This is a genomic window from Achromobacter pestifer (assembly GCF_013267355.1).
Lineage (GTDB): Bacteria > Pseudomonadota > Gammaproteobacteria > Burkholderiales > Burkholderiaceae_B > Achromobacter > Achromobacter pestifer_A.
This window is the reverse complement of record NZ_CP053985.1, coordinates 4,699,681-4,716,879: the sequence shown is the minus strand read 5'-3', so window position 1 is coordinate 4,716,879 and position 17,199 is coordinate 4,699,681. Positions and strand designations below refer to the sequence as shown.

General features: G+C 61.9%; 20 protein-coding genes and 1 tRNA gene. 6 read left to right on the top strand and 15 right to left on the bottom strand.

Features of this window, described 5'->3' with window-relative positions; translation table 11 throughout:
- Positions 1–187: 187 nt before the first annotated feature.
- Positions 188–472: a hypothetical protein gene (locus FOC84_RS22400; RefSeq protein WP_173146369.1), complete on the bottom strand. Its 285-nt coding sequence runs from the start codon at positions 470–472 to the stop codon at positions 188–190.
- Positions 456–758 (bottom strand): hypothetical protein, encoded by a 303-nt coding sequence (locus FOC84_RS22395; RefSeq protein ID WP_080551133.1) that lies wholly within the window; start codon positions 756–758, stop codon positions 456–458. Before FOC84_RS22395 ends, FOC84_RS22400 begins: the two co-directional genes overlap by 17 nt.
- Before the next feature lie 580 nt (positions 759–1,338).
- On the opposite strand from FOC84_RS22395, the gene FOC84_RS33420 reads away from it, so the two are divergent.
- Together FOC84_RS33420 and FOC84_RS33495 are read left to right on the top strand one after the other, a co-directional pair.
- Positions 1,339–1,806, top strand: coding sequence for a hypothetical protein (locus FOC84_RS33420; protein WP_254241742.1), 468 nt, complete (start codon positions 1,339–1,341; stop codon positions 1,804–1,806).
- 1,091 nt (positions 1,807–2,897) lie between these two features.
- Positions 2,898–3,122, top strand: coding sequence for a CrpP-related protein (locus FOC84_RS33495; RefSeq protein ID WP_310531412.1), 225 nt, complete (start codon positions 2,898–2,900; stop codon positions 3,120–3,122).
- Between the two features lie 46 nt (positions 3,123–3,168).
- On the opposite strand, the gene FOC84_RS22390 is transcribed toward FOC84_RS33495, so the two are convergent.
- The 6 genes from FOC84_RS22390 to FOC84_RS22365 form a co-directional block, all read right to left on the bottom strand.
- Positions 3,169–3,396 (bottom strand): DNA-3-methyladenine glycosylase, encoded by a 228-nt coding sequence (locus FOC84_RS22390; protein ID WP_173146368.1) that lies wholly within the window; start codon positions 3,394–3,396, stop codon positions 3,169–3,171.
- A 66-nt stretch (positions 3,397–3,462) separates the two neighbouring features.
- Positions 3,463–3,981, bottom strand: a complete 519-nt coding sequence (locus FOC84_RS33310; protein WP_217278777.1) for a lysis system i-spanin subunit Rz — start codon at positions 3,979–3,981, stop codon at positions 3,463–3,465.
- Positions 3,978–4,508 (bottom strand): hypothetical protein, encoded by a 531-nt coding sequence (locus tag FOC84_RS22380; RefSeq protein WP_173146366.1) that lies wholly within the window; start codon positions 4,506–4,508, stop codon positions 3,978–3,980. Before FOC84_RS22380 ends, FOC84_RS33310 begins: the two co-directional genes overlap by 4 nt.
- The gene (locus FOC84_RS22375; protein WP_217278776.1) at positions 4,505–4,804 is read right to left on the bottom strand and encodes a phage holin family protein; all 300 of its coding nucleotides are present in this window, start codon (positions 4,802–4,804) and stop codon (positions 4,505–4,507) included. Before FOC84_RS22375 ends, FOC84_RS22380 begins: the two co-directional genes overlap by 4 nt.
- A 1-nt stretch (position 4,805) precedes the next feature.
- Positions 4,806–5,153 carry a putative holin gene (locus FOC84_RS22370; RefSeq protein WP_173146365.1) on the bottom strand — a complete coding sequence of 116 codons (348 nt, stop codon included), beginning with the start codon at positions 5,151–5,153 and terminating at the stop codon, positions 4,806–4,808.
- Positions 5,154–5,224: 71 nt separating this feature from the next.
- Entirely contained in the window at positions 5,225–8,242 is a 3,018-nt protein-coding gene (locus FOC84_RS22365; protein ID WP_254241741.1) for a phage tail tip fiber protein, read from the bottom strand.
- Positions 8,243–8,443: 201 nt separating this feature from the next.
- On the opposite strand from FOC84_RS22365, the gene FOC84_RS22360 reads away from it, so the two are divergent.
- The 3 genes from FOC84_RS22360 to FOC84_RS22350 all read left to right on the top strand — a co-directional run bounded on the left by FOC84_RS22360 (position 8,444) and on the right by FOC84_RS22350 (position 10,190).
- A complete protein-coding gene (locus FOC84_RS22360; RefSeq protein ID WP_173146363.1) occupies positions 8,444–8,641 on the top strand; it encodes a hypothetical protein in 198 nt (65 codons plus the stop codon).
- 228 nt (positions 8,642–8,869) lie between these two features.
- Positions 8,870–9,154: a DUF4224 domain-containing protein gene (locus FOC84_RS22355; RefSeq protein ID WP_173146362.1), complete on the top strand. Its 285-nt coding sequence runs from the start codon at positions 8,870–8,872 to the stop codon at positions 9,152–9,154.
- Positions 9,042–10,190: a hypothetical protein gene (locus FOC84_RS22350; protein ID WP_173146361.1), complete on the top strand. Its 1,149-nt coding sequence runs from the start codon at positions 9,042–9,044 to the stop codon at positions 10,188–10,190. The genes FOC84_RS22355 and FOC84_RS22350 overlap by 113 nt, the downstream gene beginning before the upstream one ends.
- A gap of 86 nt (positions 10,191–10,276) precedes the next feature.
- On the opposite strand, the gene FOC84_RS22345 is transcribed toward FOC84_RS22350, so the two are convergent.
- From FOC84_RS22345 to FOC84_RS22315, 7 genes are all read right to left on the bottom strand, one after another.
- Positions 10,277–10,353, bottom strand: a tRNA-Arg gene (locus tag FOC84_RS22345).
- 96 nt (positions 10,354–10,449) lie between these two features.
- On the bottom strand, positions 10,450–11,034 hold the full coding sequence (locus FOC84_RS22340) for a helix-turn-helix domain-containing protein (RefSeq protein ID WP_173146360.1): 585 nt from the start codon (positions 11,032–11,034) through the stop codon (positions 10,450–10,452).
- A 12-nt stretch (positions 11,035–11,046) separates the two neighbouring features.
- Positions 11,047–12,339: an NAD(P)/FAD-dependent oxidoreductase gene (locus FOC84_RS22335; protein ID WP_173146359.1), complete on the bottom strand. Its 1,293-nt coding sequence runs from the start codon at positions 12,337–12,339 to the stop codon at positions 11,047–11,049.
- An 11-nt stretch (positions 12,340–12,350) separates the two neighbouring features.
- Positions 12,351–13,040: an amino acid ABC transporter permease gene (locus tag FOC84_RS22330; protein ID WP_173146358.1), complete on the bottom strand. Its 690-nt coding sequence runs from the start codon at positions 13,038–13,040 to the stop codon at positions 12,351–12,353.
- A 2-nt stretch (positions 13,041–13,042) separates the two neighbouring features.
- Entirely contained in the window at positions 13,043–13,735 is a 693-nt protein-coding gene (locus FOC84_RS22325) for an amino acid ABC transporter permease (protein ID WP_088141862.1), read from the bottom strand.
- A 4-nt stretch (positions 13,736–13,739) separates the two neighbouring features.
- Positions 13,740–14,531, bottom strand: a complete 792-nt coding sequence (locus FOC84_RS22320) for an ABC transporter substrate-binding protein (protein WP_173146357.1) — start codon at positions 14,529–14,531, stop codon at positions 13,740–13,742.
- A gap of 142 nt (positions 14,532–14,673) precedes the next feature.
- Positions 14,674–15,423 (bottom strand): amino acid ABC transporter ATP-binding protein, encoded by a 750-nt coding sequence (locus FOC84_RS22315; RefSeq protein ID WP_173146356.1) that lies wholly within the window; start codon positions 15,421–15,423, stop codon positions 14,674–14,676.
- A gap of 149 nt (positions 15,424–15,572) precedes the next feature.
- On the opposite strand from FOC84_RS22315, the gene amaB reads away from it, so the two are divergent.
- The gene (gene amaB / locus FOC84_RS22310; RefSeq protein ID WP_173146355.1) at positions 15,573–17,075 is read left to right on the top strand and encodes an L-piperidine-6-carboxylate dehydrogenase; all 1,503 of its coding nucleotides are present in this window, start codon (positions 15,573–15,575) and stop codon (positions 17,073–17,075) included.
- The last annotated feature ends 124 nt before the right edge of the window (positions 17,076–17,199 follow it).

The following is a 17,199-nucleotide window of genomic DNA, read 5'->3' as shown; positions in this document are numbered from 1 at the left end:
CCGAATGAACGAGCAACCGTCGCGCCGGCCACGAGGGGGAAGCGATCCCGCTGCGTTTATTGTTGCCTCCGGCCGGCACATCCGAGGTCGCAAAGGCGAGTGACTCTATACTGGCCCTCCACCCTTCCAGCAGGAGGCGCGCATGTGTTGTGCCGCATTTCCCTGAATGCGAGCGATGGCGCCGAGCTCAATTTAACGAGCCTTGCCTCCCTCGCAAGAACATCGCGACCTTCCCCTTCAACAGCGCAGCATCATACGTAGCCGTGCTGAGCGCGCCCTGCAACACCATTCTTCGAATGTCGGTCGGCACTTCGTGCCAGATGCTCAAAATTGCTGCCCCAAGGCACGCGATGACTCGCCGCTCGCCTTCGTCAAGCACCCCTGGATCCAGCAACTCAACGAATGTGGGAAATTGCACCCCTCCTTCATTGAGCCAGCGCTCAATATCAGAGTCATCATGATCGTGGCTCATGTCTATCCCCTGAAAAAAAATCTCCCGCAGCAAGACGCGCAATCTTTACTTTTAGTACCGACTTGTCGAACGCTGCCTGAGCAATCTCACGATTTAGCATCCGCTGGCGCGCATCAACTGGAAGGTCGTCCCACAGGCTCAAAACGGACGCCCCCAGGAAGGCCAAAATCCGACACTCAGACGCCTCGAACTCCTCGATAGCAAACGAGTTGGCAAGAGAGGCAAGCTGCGATCCCCCCTCATCGTCCCACCGCTCCAGTGCTTTCACACCCATTGACTGTGACATGGCAGCCTCCAAGACGGTTGCATGAAGTCAGTGTAGAGCAGGTACCTCCACAGGTCTTACGCTTGTTTCAATTCAGTCGTAGGTCCTACGTGCCATTGAGCGTACTTTGAATACGTGGCACTCGCCACGACAACTAAAGAGGCACACATCATGACATTCCCCACTCGCTTCAGCGCAGCTGGCCCCCCCACTCAACCTGGTCAAGGCGACCAGCCCAACAAGCAGCAAGAGCAACAAAGTCAGGAGCAAAAAGAAGAAGCCGCGCGTAAACAAGCGCAAAATGATCCGCTAAAGCAGCGCCCCCCTCAGTAGGCGTATCGCACGCGTTCGGCCTAAATCCACGGAGTACGCAGCTGCCTAGCTGCGGATGGATGGCTGAAAGCTTGTGAGCAGGCGCTGACTCGTCGCACGATTGCGAGAGCCAGCGTTGTCGTGATTCGATCTCGACCCACGATAATTCTGCGCTATTCATAGGCCACGATACAGGCCGACCGGTCCCCAAATTAGAACTTCGATTTGATCGACTGCTTCGCCATATCGCGGCCGTATCGCGCTTCGATTCATTTAGGCCGATCCGATCATGAAGCTCTTCACTAAGTCATTTTTACGCGTCATTACTGCTTGCCGGAAATTCGTCTCACCCGGGACGTCGTTGAAGCATCTCGATCCCCCCCGCGCACAGCCCTCAACCCCGGACGCTGCAATTCTCTCGCCTTGGCGCGTATACAGGATCTACGCTCGCCCAGGACACCTGTTGCTTAGGAATGAGCAAGGCAGGATTTTTGACCTCGGCGTCATGAAAGGGGCCGAGCCCAATTTGGCCTACCGCCTGTTCGCACGAGGCCTCACGGGCCGAGGGTTCGCTTCGCGCACGCTCCTGCTCGATGACATCACTCGTCGAATTGAAGCTGGAGAGGTTGCGGGGGAACTGCTTGACCTACCCGAGTGTACGGCAGCGCCAGGAACCGACCTGGATCGCGGTACGCACGCCGACGTGTCGATGAAGTTGACGCGAGATAGGCTAGCACTTGATCCAATTCGCAGCTAATTGGTCTCGGGCTTCGGGGGGAATCCGAGACGTCAACCCTCATCACCGGTATCGGACGATACATTTAAGTTGCGAGCGACACGTAGCCCCCTGAGCCATCTACTGCGGGCGGCAAGGATAATTGTATCGCGACACGACATGTGATAAATAGATAGCCGTACGCACTGACGACACTTCTGATTCGCCCATCTACGTTGGCCGAATTGGCCTCACAGGATTGGCTTCTGGAGGAATGCATTATGGCGCCGGGACCCCGACTATCGGATGTCATTGTCAAAATGCCGGATCGTTCTACCTGCCGTGTTGAGCGAAGGCTCGTAAGCAACCGCAGCGCAGATGGCAAACCTGTTACACACTATGTCTGTACCTTGCCAACCGGAGACCTCGTTACGTGGCTATCCGGCGGCAAATACCGCATGCCCGATGGAACTGTAGGTATCGCCGTCGCACATAAGCGGCCTGAAAGTGAAAGTTAACGCCGTTTCCTACTTTGCGCCACACATTGTCTTGCTGCTGAAACGTGCTTTGGCGCAGCGTCCGCTGCCTTCCTCCTTGTGAAATCGTACTGCAGGATGAGTCGCGAATATGAAGGGCTCGCAAGGGCTTGAAATCGCTCTCGATAGCGCAGTAGGATTTTCTTTGCGGGACCTTTCTTGGCGTTCGCTTTCACCAATCACTTAGGAAATGACTATGGGTAAGTACGACCCGCACTCCCCCTTTCTGCGAGGTGAAGAATCGGCAGAATGGAAGGACAAACTGCAAGATCCACATGCCACGCTTCTTAGGCCGGCCGGAAGGGTGCAAGTCCAGTCGGCCGAAGCGGAGCTACATCAGCACATGAGACAGGTGAGCCGCCGTCCGGGCTATGGCCACCTAGCCAACCTGCTGCACCATACACACCGAAAACACTGATCTACATCTCTCGCCTCCCGCCATCGAGCTGCGAATCCTCATTTCGTCCGGCCTGATACCGTGGCGAGGCCACTCGATGACCCAGAAAAAAATGCCTACATCTCCATACGACTGCAGCATTGCGCATGGCGTAGGCTGAATTGCATACTGAAAGCTCACAACTTTTGGGGGGTACTACCATGCAAATGGACATCCAGAAGCTTGGGGCGCTTTCGGCGCGAGTTGGTCTGACGCTGCTCGATTGCCCCTTCCTCCGCGCGCGGGCCATGCCCGGCCATACAGGGGAACGCCCGAGAGAGTGGCGAGCCAAGGTGGACGCTTGGGAGGACGGATGGAAGTCGGAAGTTGAAAAGCGACGCATGATGGGCCTGCACCGACGCTCAACAGGCTCAAAGAGGGCATAACTCCCAGCAACCAAAAAAAGCGCCCCTCCTTAGGGGCGCCCTTCTTTCATCTGAGGGGAACTGCATTCCGCCTATAGTCTTCACACCGCGCCAGCGTGCGATAGAAGTCCGCCCCTATGCCCATCAATTCCGCAGTTTCATTGGCGCTTAGCCTACCTTCAATACGGACGAGAATCTCCGCATACGAGTCCAAGACATCTGCCCAATCACCAAATCCTAATTTTTCCAGGCGTGGCAACAGGATCATCATAGAAACAAATTCGTCGCGTGTCATGGCAGCCCCCAAGTAAAGTGTATTTTCTGCAGCAAGCGCCATGCCAAAACCTACGGATGACTTAACCTATCTTAAACGAATTTGACAAGCCTTCAGCTGTGCCGTCAGTCGCCGGATTCCTGCCCGTAGGGCGAAATAATCCGATCGAGCAGCTGGATCAAGTTCGGGGCGGGTTCCATTACCCATGCCGGCGCCGGCTCCGGTTTTGGGCACTCCACCGCTGGCGGCGGGGCAGGCAGCAGCGACGCGCAGCCGCTGGCGCCCAGCGTCAACATCAGCACGCAGACGGTCATCCTCAACTTGGGCATTTCGCATTCCTCCATACGCAGCCCACTCGGCCTTCGCGTTTCGTTCGTTGATTTCCCCCACGACGGCGTAGCGCCGCAGCAGGATCTCGCGCGCCTGACGCTGCGACTCGGCCACGCGGTCGGACTCGTCAGCACGCATCGAGGCGACCACCGCGCCATAGCGCCACCCTTGCGCGGTCCAGGCCGCACCGCCGACGATCAGCGCGCCGGCCAGCGCCGCCGCGGTGTAGCCTTTCCAGCCCATCAACGCGCCGACAACACGCGCTAGGCCGTTCACCGCGCCACCTCGGCGACTGCCTGCGCATAGTTGCGGCCCCACTTGGCGCGAAGCTCTGCGCGTTGGGCGGGCGTGCCCCGGTCGTAAGCACCGGGCCGCCAGGTGCGCAGGTACAACCGCCAGGCGCCCTCTTCGTCACCCACAAGCGGCAGCCGGCCCGGGTCGCTCCACAGCAGGAGACGGGCCAGGCCGGCCGCCAGCACGTCGTCATGCTCGATGGCGTCCCAGATCGCGGCATCGCGCGCGGGCACGCCCCGGGCCTGGTAGAGGTGGGCAGCCGCGGCGCTCGTTGCCGCGTGCAGCCGGACGCCGTGCACCATGCCGCCACCCTGCTCCGCTTGCCAGAAGCTCTTGGCGGGGCCAATCGGCCGCGGCGGGCGGCCGACCAGTTGACGGCGGTCCACAAAGCGACTTTCTTGCAGACCGGTAGCCAGCAACTGGACACGCGCCGCGGGCGTGTCCATATTGGCCGGCAGCAGCGCCAACGCCGGGTTGATCGCCCCAGCGACAATTTCTTTCAACGTCATGAATTGACCCTCACAATGCACGCCACATTCCCCTGGGCGCGATACACCAACACGGCGATCAGTACCGCCACCACCGCCTGCCATACCGTTACAGGCTCATGCCGCACAAGCACATCCAGGGCCTGGCCGCCAGTGCCCACGATGAGGAGGTAGGCCAGCCACGACATTCCGCGGCGGAACCGTGCGCCGTTGCGCCGGTACAACAGCAGCCGCACCGCCGAAGCGAAATTCGCCACCACAAACAAAAGGGCCACCAGATGCTGGTGGCCCATACTGATCATTTCGGCAGGTTGCATCTCAGCTCCCCTTCTTGAAGACCGTGGTGAAGTCGAACGTCTTGATGCGCTCGATTGCCGCCAGAGCGATAGTCACGATCAGCGCAGCAGCACCGAACGCCGCTATGGCTGTTTCCTTGACAGGCGTCAGCGCCACTACATCCGGTGCTGCCAGGTAGCCGATCACAAATGAAATCGCCCAGTAGATGCCGCGCGACAGCAATCCGCCTTCCTTGCGCGACACGACGAAGAGCGAAGCCCCGGCAAATGCTCCGATGAGAGCGTTGCCATCAATCCCCGGCAGCAGGCCCGCGAGCGTCACGCCCGCGGCGGCCACCGCCACAACACCTGTGCTTGCAGGTTCTGCCATCACTTCTCCCTTTTGAAATTTCCAGCAATAGAAATGGCCCGCCGAAACGGGCCCATGCAATAGCCAAAGGCTTAGCGAACGAACGAGAGCAGCGCCAGATTTCCCGAGACAGACACAGTGCCGGTGCCTGGTCGAGGGAATACCAAACTAATGGTGTGCAACCCAGCAGGGATGTTGGTCCGGATAGAACTCCCGGACTTCGTGTTTTCCTGCTCGCTTGAGGTGTAGTTCACTACAGGCACCCTGCTCACTTCGGCACCATCAAAATAGAGCCGCACGTATTCGGCCACGACGACCTGGGCCGAGCTCGATTTCGCCGCAAACTCATAGCTGATCAACGCGGAGCCCGCTGAAGGCAGATTGAACGTGATGGAAGCCGAATTAGCACCGCTGCCCGCCCCGAAATTCAGGTTCAAGGGGACGGCGTTCCCGGCCGACACCGCCCCATTTTGCAGCTGAAGAGTACCGACCTGGGCGAAGCCAATGTTCGCCGTCTTGACGTAGGCTGTCTCTATGTTCGCCACCTTCGCGGCGAACGAGTTGGCATCGATGCGGTCAGCGCTCATGACGCCTGTTGTCACCTTGGCAGCGTCCAGGCTTTCCACATTTGCACTCTTTATCCACGCAGTGCCAATCAGGGCCTGGCTCATGAAGACCTGCCCGCCCTGGATGACGAAAGGAGACGTGACGTTGCTCCCGTTCGGGTGCAGAACCGCGAATCGATCGGCCATCACCAGTACCTGGGGTTCGATGACGCCGCCCGTGTTTTCGACGCCGACGCCTATTCCAGCCATGTAGCTGCGACCGCCAACGGAGGTCTCAGCCTTGATGGTCCACATCGCCGCCAAGTCGCCGTTTGTCTTGGCTATTGCCTGACTCGTCTGCTGAACTCCCGCAAATGCCTGATCCGCCCTTCCGGAGGCTGCGTCTGCCTTACCTGAAGCAGTGTCGGCAGTCGCCTGCACACTGGTGACGCGCCGGCCCAGCGTCTCCGTCTCGTTCGCCCGCGTAGTCGATTCCTCCTGAATCAGCGAGGTGTTTTCGTCCACCTTGGAGCTCACGGTGCTGAGCGTCCTCGCCATCGCCTCATTCTGGGTTTGACGGATCTCCTCCTCATCGGCGATCCGCGTTTCCAGAACCGGGATTTTCTGAATCGGGGCGAGTAAATCCTGAGCCAGTTGCGTCTGGGTGATCTTGCCGGTGAGGTATTCGAGAATTTCCCCCGCGTCCGAGCTTGCCTGACCGAGCACACCGTTCCCCGCCGGATAGCGCGGACCTGGTACGCCATTCCGATCACGCAAGATGGCCCAAAAGTACAGTCGCGCGCCGGCAGACAAGCCCATGAGCGTCGTGCTGTCTTGTGGGAACGCATAGTCCCCCAACTTCTGCGCCGACTCGAACTCTGGCGAGGCGCTGTACCAGATCTCCGTTCGCTCAATGATTGACGGTCCAGCAGGGAAGCCCCAGCGCAGCCGAATAGCAAACACCAACGACGTCGGAATAAGGCTCGTTACCGCTGGCGGTGGGGCCAAGATCCCGTCCAGCTGCGTTAGCAATGACGTGGCCCAGATGGACGATATATCCATTGGATTGAACGCCCTCACTCGGCACATAAAGCCGCCAGCAAAGATGTTCTGAACCTCTATGCTGGTAGACCCAGTCGGCGGCAGGCTAATCCATTCGGAATTGTCCCGCCGCCACTGCACCTCGTACTTCACGGCGCCCTCGGCAGCAGCCCACGAAAAAACCGCCGTATGGCTTGCAATACCCTGACTGATCAACGGGTAGGAACTGATGGTGACGTTGGTCGGTGGCGGCTGAACACCGGGGGGAACTACTGTGATCGGTACGGGATCCAGGCGAGTGCCAAAGTCCACGTTGTCAAACTTTCCAGGCTCGTGTTGAATGGCCGCGATTTCCGCGATGAGCCCTTCCTTACGCTTCACACTGATGATGCGAAAGCGCTGCGCAGACAGCACCTCAGATTCTAGTGTCCACACGCATTCGGCTTCCGGCACCTCGGAGAATGGCGCTGTTACCGTGATGATGAGGACCATTCCCGGCACGCCGAGCATATCTGCGGTCAACTCCGTGGAGTCAACCGTGAAGGTCGTCAAATCTGCAGTCAGACCTTGCCCCACTGCTGCGCTGACAATCCGGGTTTCCGAAACTCCGCTGGGCAAATTGACGGCCAGGCGATCCCCCGGTCTAACCCCCAGCGCAGCATCGACTGTAATAACGGTAGAAGTCGCCGAGTGGATGCGCCCCCCCACTCGGCGCCCTGCCAGGTGTTGATCCGCGATCCGAACAATGCTGCCGGGACGTACACGACACGCATCAAGCCCGACGGAGAATGATACGGACCTGGTTTCCATCCGCGAGGTGAGCAGAAGCCACTTACCGACCCGGTTAGCTTGACCGCGAGAGGTGCAGCCAAACGCGCTTACCTCGATCTGCTTAAGCCCAAACCGCGCCAGGCCTTTACGATCTTCGACATACTCAACTTTCTGCCGCCCCATGTCTGAAAGATCATTCCAGGACACAAGGGCTGCGGTATAGCGAGCATTCAACGAAGAGCCGACGTAATTAAATCGGCCGTCGATCACGTTGGCCGACGTGAAGGTATAGACGGGATCGCCGGGCATATCTGCGACGGCAAAGACTGACGAATTCGCCCAGTACGTCATTCCCCGGAACACCGACGCCAGGTCCTGCAAAACCCGATACGCGTCCGCGGCTGTCTGCAAATAGCAGTTGCAGGTGAAGCGTGGCTCTTGCCCGCCAAATCCATCGGGCACCAGTTCATCGCAGTACCGGGCTATCTGATACAACCCCCACTTATCCAACCAGCCGGAGGGTATGCGCTCACCCAGGCCATACCGATCATTGGTCACGAGGTCATAGAAAATCCACGCAGGGTTGTCAGTCCACGCAAGCTTGAATGTTCCGTCCCAGGTGCCCGCGTATGCGCGCCGATCCTCGTCATAGTTCGACGGGACGCGGATGATTCGTCCCTTCCAGTCATAGGATCGCGCGGGTATTGATTGGAACTGGGAGGCATCAATCTTGATGCCGACCAGAGCAGACATCGGGTACCTAAGCTTCGCGTCTATTACCTCCGTAATCCCATCTACATAGGTTCGATCAGAAATGACACTGCTATTAGCGTTCGCCGTAATTCGCCGAACTCGCACCGACCAGCCAGATCGCGCGGCCGGGAGGTCAATTCGATGCGATCGCGAACACCGGTGGCGGCTTCCATCGAGAGTATCGAATCGAGGAGGCTGGCAATGCCTGACGACATAAAGTTGCCGGTACTGCCGCCCATCCACCACAAATGGGCGCCGCTAATTTCTGATCACCTAGCCGAGGCTTTGCAGGCTTGGTGCCGCACGTACGCCCGCGCCGCCATCCTGGCCGACCGTCAGCAGCGCGCCGCCAACGCCCACACCATGCAGCACAACGACGGAAGCTGGGTGTATGGCTGAAATGCATCATACACATAGCATTAATGAAAATAATGACTCATTAATAGAGCAAATATGACTCCGCTCTATACGCTCGCGGTCCCGCTCGGGATCGTCATCAGCGTCGTCGCCGGGCTGCTAATGCCGAGCCAGGCCAAGCGCCCCCGGTGCCGCTGATGCCAGCGACTGACCGGACAAGTCAAGTTCTCAGCAGGCCCACCTAGCGGGGGCTTCGTTTTGGAGGTTCTGATGAACGAATACCTCTCGGCCTCCGACCTGGCCGAACTGGTCGGGTGCAAGCCGAACCAGAGGGCAATGATGGCGCGCTGGCTCAACCGCCACGGCTGGCGTTACGTCGTTGATAAGAACGGCATCCCGCGCGTCCTGCGGGCATATCGAGATAAGAAACTGGGAGTAGTAGATGGCCAGCAAAAAGCCGGTCTCACGTCGGCCCCGAACCGCGACGCCTTCGCCCGCATGGGAGAAGACCGGGATCGCAAGGCTGTACAAGCGCGTCGGCAAGCGGCGCATTAGCTGGATATACAAGCACCTGGACGGACGTAGCCAAACGCTGGCCTCAGCCGTCCTCGGTGACCGCGCCGCACGCTACGACGCCGAGCGCCTTGCATCGAAGCTGGCAGTTGAGATACAGCAAGGCGTTGTGGTGGCAGGCGCCGTATCCGAAATGATCGAGCGTTTTGAGCTCAAGGAAGATCCGACCTATTACCAAGACCAGTCCAAGGACGGCAAGAAGATCAGGAAAGGGATGTACACGAACCTAACGAAGTTCTTCGGCCGAATGGTGCCGGCGGAGATGACCGCCCAACATGGCTATCAGTACCTAGAGGACCGCGCAGCCGCGGGCGCACCGATCAAGGCAAATAAGGAGTTGAGTCAATTTTCCGTAATCTGCCACTTCGGTGTGAAGTGGGGGCTGTTGGCAGCGAATCCATTCGTCAACATGATGAAAAACCGGTCGACCTCGGACACGAAGATCATCGACAGGCGCCAAGTCTTACGTTTCTACCTGTGGTCCATCAAGCAACGTGAGAACTACCGGACGATGGGATGCGCCGCGATGTTCACCTATCTCACTGGCTTTCGATCATCCGAGGCGCGCCCCTATCTGAAGGCCGGGCTGAAGGAGGAAGGGGTGACGGTCCTTTCCACCAAGCGTAAGAAAGGCCAGATTGAAGTGTTGAAGGTTCGGGAGTGGTCAAAGCGCCTGCGCGTGGTTGTGGCTCGCGCCCTCGACCGCAAGAACACCAGCAGTCCGTACCTGTTCGCCCCCAGCAAGAGATCCGAAGCCTATACCCGGCACGGCTGGGCTTCAAGTTGGAAGGATGCCCAATTAGCATGGATTCGGACGGTGGACAAAACGGTGAAAGAAAAGACTCTCACCGCCCACCCGCTGTACTTCAATTTGCAGCATATTCGACCCGCCGCGATCACTATGAAGATAGTGAACAGGGATGAGGACGCATACGATTTCGCGGCTCACGCCAACCCCGCCACAACCCATAAACACTATGACAGGCGAGTCGTAAAGCGGGCTACTGCGACCGAGTGAAGTTCTAATGCAGGCATTTTTATTCTAATGATTAGCCCGTTAGCGAATCCCCACCTGCCGTAAGCCGTTGTATTTGCTGGCGATTCTGGCGCGGCAGGAGGGGCTCGAACCCCCGACCTCAGGCTTAGAAGGCCCGTGCTCTATCCAGCTGAGCTACTGCCGCGCGGTGTGGTGATGGCCCGGAAAGGATCCGGGCGCCGCATTTTACCTTGTTGCGGGCGGCTTGGGCGGCGCGGCAGGAATCGCTGCCGCGCAAGCCCTATTCCTCGCCAATGTCCGCATGGGTCGACACCCACAGCACCAGCGCATCCTCCGGGCTCAGGCTGATCACCCGGTGGCCCATGCGGCTGTCTATATAGAAGCTCTCCCCGGCCTTCAGCCGGGCAGGTTCGTAGAACTCGGTGTAGAGCTCGACCTCGCCCTCCAGGACGTAGACAAATTCCTCGCCGCGGTGCCGGCTCCAGTCGTGGAATTCGTCGAAGGAACGGGCCTTGACGCGAGTGTGGAAGGGCATCATGCGCTTGTGCGACAGCGCGGTGCACAGCAGTCGGTGGTCGTAGTACGGGGTTTCGTACTGGCGCCCTTCCCCCTGGCGGCTCAGGCTGCGGCGGCCGGTGCCCATGTGGGCGTCGGACGCGGTGAAGAGTTCGGCCACGTCCAGTTCCAGGCCGGCCGCGATCTTGATCAGGTTGTCATAGGTGGGCGACAGCAGGCTGTTTTCGATCTTGGACAACGTGGACGCGGACACGCCGGTGGCCGCGGCCGCCTGCTTCAAAGTCCACGCCCGCGCCTGGCGCAAGGCTCGCAGCCGCTGTGCCAACACGCTCTGTTTGTTGCCTTCCATCTATGCACCCTGTCATGCCCGCGACCGCCGCTCCCGCCACCAGTCGCGCGCCTGGTAAGACCAATAAGTAAGTTGCACCGCCGCCGTGCCCAGGCTGCCGCCATTCCAGGCCAGCCCGAACGGGGCGAACAGCTTGTGGCGCTGGGTGTCCCCCGCGATCCCTTCGGCGACCACCCGGCCGCCGATCGACGCGGTGTTCATGCCGTGTCCGCCGAACGCCGTGCAGTACCAGACGTCCGGCGACAACTGCCCGATCTGCGGCATCAGATGCCGCGCGTAGGCCATGCGCCCCGACCACGCCGTTTCCACGCGCAGCCCCTGCAATTGGGGATAGACGGAGAGCAGTTCGCGGCGCAGCGACTCCGCCAGATCGGGCGGGTCGTAGACACGGGTGGTGATTCTACTGCCCCAGCCGATGCGGCCGCCGTCGAGCACCCGGTAATAGTTGCCGGCGCGCCGGTCGTCGCCGATGGCGGCGGTGGTGCGGATGGCTTCCTGCACCCGGTCGCCCAGCGGCTCGGTCAGCATGATATAGGTGGCGATGGGCAGCATCGCGCGGCGCAGCGCCGGGACCACGCCCTCGGTATAGCCGCCGGTGGCCAGCACCACGCTGCGGGCATCGACCTGGCCGTGCTCCGTCTGCAGGCGCTTGACCGCGCCATCCAGCGTCGCCTGCGTGACGGGCGAGTCCTCGTGGATGCGCACACCCAGGCGCGCGCACTCGCGGGCCAGCGCGCGGGCGTAGTTCAGGGGATGGAAGTGAAAGGACGTGGGGTCCTCCACGCCCTGGAAGTAGACGTCGGACAGCAGGCGTTCGCGGACCTGGCCGCGGCTCAGCAGGCGCACGTCGCGGCCGAAGTCGCGTTGCTGGCTGTCGCACCATTGCCGCAGGGCGTCGGTCGCCTCGTAGCGCACCACGCGCAGCCGGCCGTCGACCTTGCGGGCCTCGGCAATGTCCAGATCGCGGATGTTGTTGCGGATAATCTCCACGCCCTCCATCGACAGCCGATAGAGTTTGCGGTAGTGGTCTTCGTCGACGTGTTTCCGGATGGCGTCGGCCCCGGCGGAGAATGCCGGCGAGACGGAGCCGCCGTTGCGCCCCGAAGCGCCCCAGGCAATGCGCCGCCCTTCCAGCAAGGTCACGTCGCGGCCGCGGCGGGCCAGCTCCAGCGCGGCGGACAGGCCCGCCATTCCTGCCCCGACCACGCAGACATCGGTGCTGGACGCGCCGGACAGGGGCGCGTAGCGGGTCTCGCTGTCGGCCAGCGTGCGCTTGTAATAGGTGTCGATGTACTCGGAAGCCATGGCGGTCGGCATCAGTTCAGGCCCGCGCCCTGCAGGCCGCCCGTCAGGCGCTTTTCCAGCCAGTTGGCCAGGCGCAGCAGCGGGTAGCAGTAGATGAAGTAGATGGCGGCGATCATGCCGTAGATGAACAGCGACTTGGCCGGGAAGGTGATGATGAAGACCTCGCCTTGCCGCGTCAGCTCGGTAATGCCGACCACCGACAGGATGGCGGTGCTCTTGATCAGCATGACGTAGACACCGCTCATGGGCTGGACGATCAGGCGCATGGCCTGCGGCAGGATGACCAGCCGCAGGATCTGGAACGGCCTCAGGCCCAACGTCATCGCGCCTTCGGTCTGGCCGCGCGGCACGGCCTGGATCGCGCCCATGACGATCTCGGCGACATAGCAGGAGGTGTAGACCGACAGCGACACGAAGGCCGCCGTGCCAGAATCCCAGTGCAGCATTTCGATGCCGGTACTGGGCAGCACGAAATAGAAGATGTAGAGCTGCACCAGGAACGGCGTGCCGCGCAGGATGTGGATGTACAGACCCAGCAACTGGTGCACGCCGCGGATACGGTAGCTGCGGATCACGCCGATCACGAAACCCAGCAGGGACCCGGCGATGATGGCCACGAAGGAGATCTTCAAGGTCTCCCAGAAGCCCTTCAGCAGGAAAGGCAGCACGACGCCGGCGGTGGAAATATAGGAGTCGAACATGCTTACCTCGCGTTCCAGGCGGGACCCGCCAGCCAGGTGCTCACGCCCCGCGACAGCAGCAGCATGCAGGCATAGATCAGCAGATAGCCGGCCGCGATGGTCAGGAAACTTTCGTTGGGCACGATGCGGTCGCTGTTCATCTGCACGCCGGCCGCGACCAGTTCGAACACCGTGATCAGCGACAGCAGCGAGGTGTCCTTGATCAGCACGGCGGTCTGGCCCAAGAGTGGCGGCAGCGTATTGGCAAAGGCTTGCGGCAGCACCACGTAACGCAGGCGCTGACGGTAATTCATGCCACAGGCCTTGGCGCCTTCGATCTGGCCGCGCGGCACGGATTCGATGCCCACGCGGATGATTTCGCTCATGTAGGCGGCATGGTGCAGCGTCATGGCGAGGATGCCCAGCAGCATCTCGCTCCAGCCCTTGGCCCCCGGCACCAGCATGGGCACCGCGTAATAGACCAGGTAGATCTGCACCAGCAAGGGGGTGGAACGGATGAATTGCACATAGGCCGCCACCGGCCGCCAGACGGCGGCGCGGGGCGACATATGGGCAAGCGCCAGCGGAATCCCGGCCAGCACCGACAGCACCAGGCTTGCGCCCGCCGCGATCAGGGTATTGGCCAGGCCGGTGGCGAACTGGCCCGTGTACTGGCTGACGATGCGCCAGTTATAGAAATCGAGCAGCCAGTCCATGGGCTTAGTGGTCTTTCTTCCAGTCGGTCGAGTACCAGTACTTCACCTGTTCGGGCAGCGTGTTGTCGGCCGTTTTCAGCGTCTGCCAATTGTCCAGCCAGAACTTCAGGCGGAAGGCGTTGGGGCCGACGGCGAAGGCCAGGGGCTCGCGCACCATGATGCCGTCCAGCACGCGCAGGTTGCCGAAGTCGACCAGGAACTGGTTGGCGGTGGACAAGGACATGATGCCGGCGTCCAGGCGGCCGCTGGACAGGGCCTGCCCGACCGGCGCGCTGCCGCCCGAGAATTCCTTCATGGTGGCCTTGGGCAGCATCTTCTTGCCCACTTCCGCATAGGTGCTGGCGCCCAGCACGCCCACCGTCACGCCGTCCTTGTTGAGTTCCTCGTAGGACTTGTAGGGCGAATCCTTGGGCACCACGGCCACGGTGTCGGCGTAGAACATCGGCGTGGAAAACAGCACCTGCGCGGCGCGCTGCGGCGTGGGCGTCATGTCGGCGGCCACCATGTCGGCCTTGCCGGACAAGAGCGCCGGAATCAGGCCCTTCCACTCATAGTCCTGCAGCACCAGCTTCACGCCCAGGTCGTCGGCCATGCGCTTGGCCACTTCCACCGCCAGGCCGGTGCGCTTGCCGGTCTTGTCCATGAAGCTCATCAGCGGCCCGGAGGTCTGGACCGCGACGCGCAGCTCGCCGCGCTTGAGGATGTCGCCCAGCTCGTCGGCCTGCGCGGGCAAGGCGACGCTGGCGGCCGCCAGGGCGATGCCGGCCACGCCCAGCCATTGTTTGATTTTCAGCATTTCCTACCCCTTGTGGTGAATGGACTCACGTCGTTCCGGGCAAAGCACAGTGCGCCGGCAGCGCCCGGATCAGCCGGACCGGCCCTGGTTACCGCCGGGCGCCGCGCATGCGGACGACCCGTTGCTTCCTTGCTGCTAGGGACTACAGAATCTTCTCCAGGAAGGCGCGGGTGCGCGCTTCCCTGGGGTGGCCGAACACCTCGTCCGGCGTGCCCATTTCCACGATGCGGCCGGCGTCCATGAAGAGCGCGCGGTCGCCCACGTCGCGCGCGAAGCCCATTTCATGGGTCACCACGGCCATGGTCATGCCGTCGCGCGCCAGCGCGCGCATCAGTTCGAGAATGCCTCCCACGGTTTCGGGGTCGAGCGCCGAGGTGGCCTCGTCGAACAGCATCAATTTGGGGTCCATGGCCAGCGCGCGCGCGATCGCCACGCGCTGCTGCTGGCCGCCGGAGAGCTGGCTGGGATAGCGCGCGCCGTAGTCGCCCATGCCGACGCGGCCCAGCAGTTCGCGGGCGTAGCGTTCGGCGTCGGCGCGCGAACGCCCGCGCACCACCCGCTGGGGTAGCGCGACGTTGTCCAGCGCAGTACGGTGTTGGAACAGGTTGAAGTGCTGGAACACCATGCCGACTTCGGTGCGCCAGCGGTTGACGTCGGTGGCCGGGTCCGTGAGCGAGACGCCGTCCACGCGGATGGCGCCGCTGTCGATGCTCTCCAGGCCGTTGAGCGTGCGCAGCAAGGTGCTCTTGCCGGATCCAGAGGGGCCGACCACCACCATGACCTCGCCGCGGCCGAGCTGGCAGTCGATGCCGTCCAACGCCAGATGCGGGGCCTGCCCGTCGCGTTGATAGGTCTTGGTGACTGCCTGGACTACCAGCAGAGGTTCCGCCACGGATCCACCTTCGTATGAGTGCTGCCTTGGTTAAAAAGGTTTCGCAATTCACGCTGGAGTTTCGTATAGTAAATTTTTTTCCAGAATCGCCACTTAGGCATAACCCTTAAGCGAAGACAGGCTCTTCGCAGGCAACCCAAGGAACCGGCATGGACACTCCCCAAGACATCCTGCGCGCGCTCGGGCTGAACCCGGAATCGCTCGCGGGCGGCACGCTGCGCGCGCGCAGCCCGATAGACGGCGCCGAGCTGGCTCAGGTCCATGAGCACACGGTGGCCCAGGCCCATTCCGCCATCACCCGTGCGCGCCAGGCCAGTCTGGCGTGGCGCGACGTGCCCGCGCCGCGCCGCGGCGAGCTGCTGCGCCTGTTCGGCGAAACGCTGCGCCGGCACAAACGCGAGCTGGGCCGCCTGGTCAGCCTGGAAGCGGGCAAGATCGTGGCCGAGGGCGAAGGCGAAGTGCAGGAAATGATCGACATCTGCGACTTCGCCGTAGGCCTGTCGCGCCAGCTCTACGGTCTGACCATCGCTTCCGAGCGCCCCGGCCACCGCATGATGGAAACCTGGCATCCGCTGGGCGTGGTCGGCGTGATCAGCGCGTTCAACTTCCCGGTGGCCGTGTGGTCCTGGAACGCCGCGCTGGCGCTGGTCTGCGGCAACGCCGTGGTCTGGAAGCCGTCGGAGAAAACCCCGCTGACCGCGCTGGCCTGCCAGGCGCTCTTCGCCCAGGCCGCGCAGCGCTTCGGCGATGCGCCCGCCGGCCTGTCCGAAGTGCTGATTGGCGGCCGCGACCTCGGCGAGGCGCTGGTGGATTCGCACGCCGTGGCGCTGGTGTCGGCCACCGGCTCGACCCGCATGGGACGCCAGGTGGGCCCCCGCGTGGCGCAACGCTTCGGCCGCGTGCTGCTGGAGCTGGGCGGCAACAACGCCATCATCGTCGGTCCCACGGCCGATCTGGACATGGCCGCGCGCGGCATCGTGTTCGGCGCCATCGGCACGGCCGGCCAGCGCTGCACCACCACGCGCCGCCTGATCGTGCACGAAAGCGTGGCCGACGACCTGGTGCAACGCCTGCATAAGGCCTATGCCAGCGCCACCATCGGCAATCCGCTGGACAGCGCCACGCTGGTCGGCCCGCTGATCGACCGCGTGTCCTTCGACGCCATGCAGGCCGCGCTGACGGCCGCGCGCGAACAGGGCGGCAAGGTCACGGGCGGCGAGCGCGTGCTGGCCGAGCAGTATCCCGACGCCTGGTACGCGCGGCCCGCCATCGCCGAAATGCCGGGCCAGACCGACGTGGTCTGCCACGAGACCTTCGCGCCCATCCTGTATGTGATGCGCTACGCCGATTTCAGCCAGGCGCTGGCCTTGCAGAACGGCGTGCCGCAAGGCCTGTCGTCGGCCATCTTCACCAATGACCTGCGTGAAGCCGAGACCTTCCTGTCGGCGGCCGGTTCGGACTGCGGCATCGCCAACGTCAACATCGGCACCTCGGGCGCCGAGATCGGCGGCGCCTTCGGCGGAGAAAAGGAAACCGGCGGCGGCCGCGAATCGGGTTCGGACGCCTGGCGCAACTACATGCGCCGCGCGACCAATACGATCAACTATTCGCGCCATCTGCCCCTGGCCCAGGGCATCAAGTTCGGCGAATAAGCCCGCGCGCAACGCTGTCCACGCAAGCCCCCGCCATGCGCGGGGGCTTACGCTTTCTACATACGATTAGCCAGCCTTACAAACTGTAGCGGGGGTCGATGCTACATTTCCTGGTCACAAAACT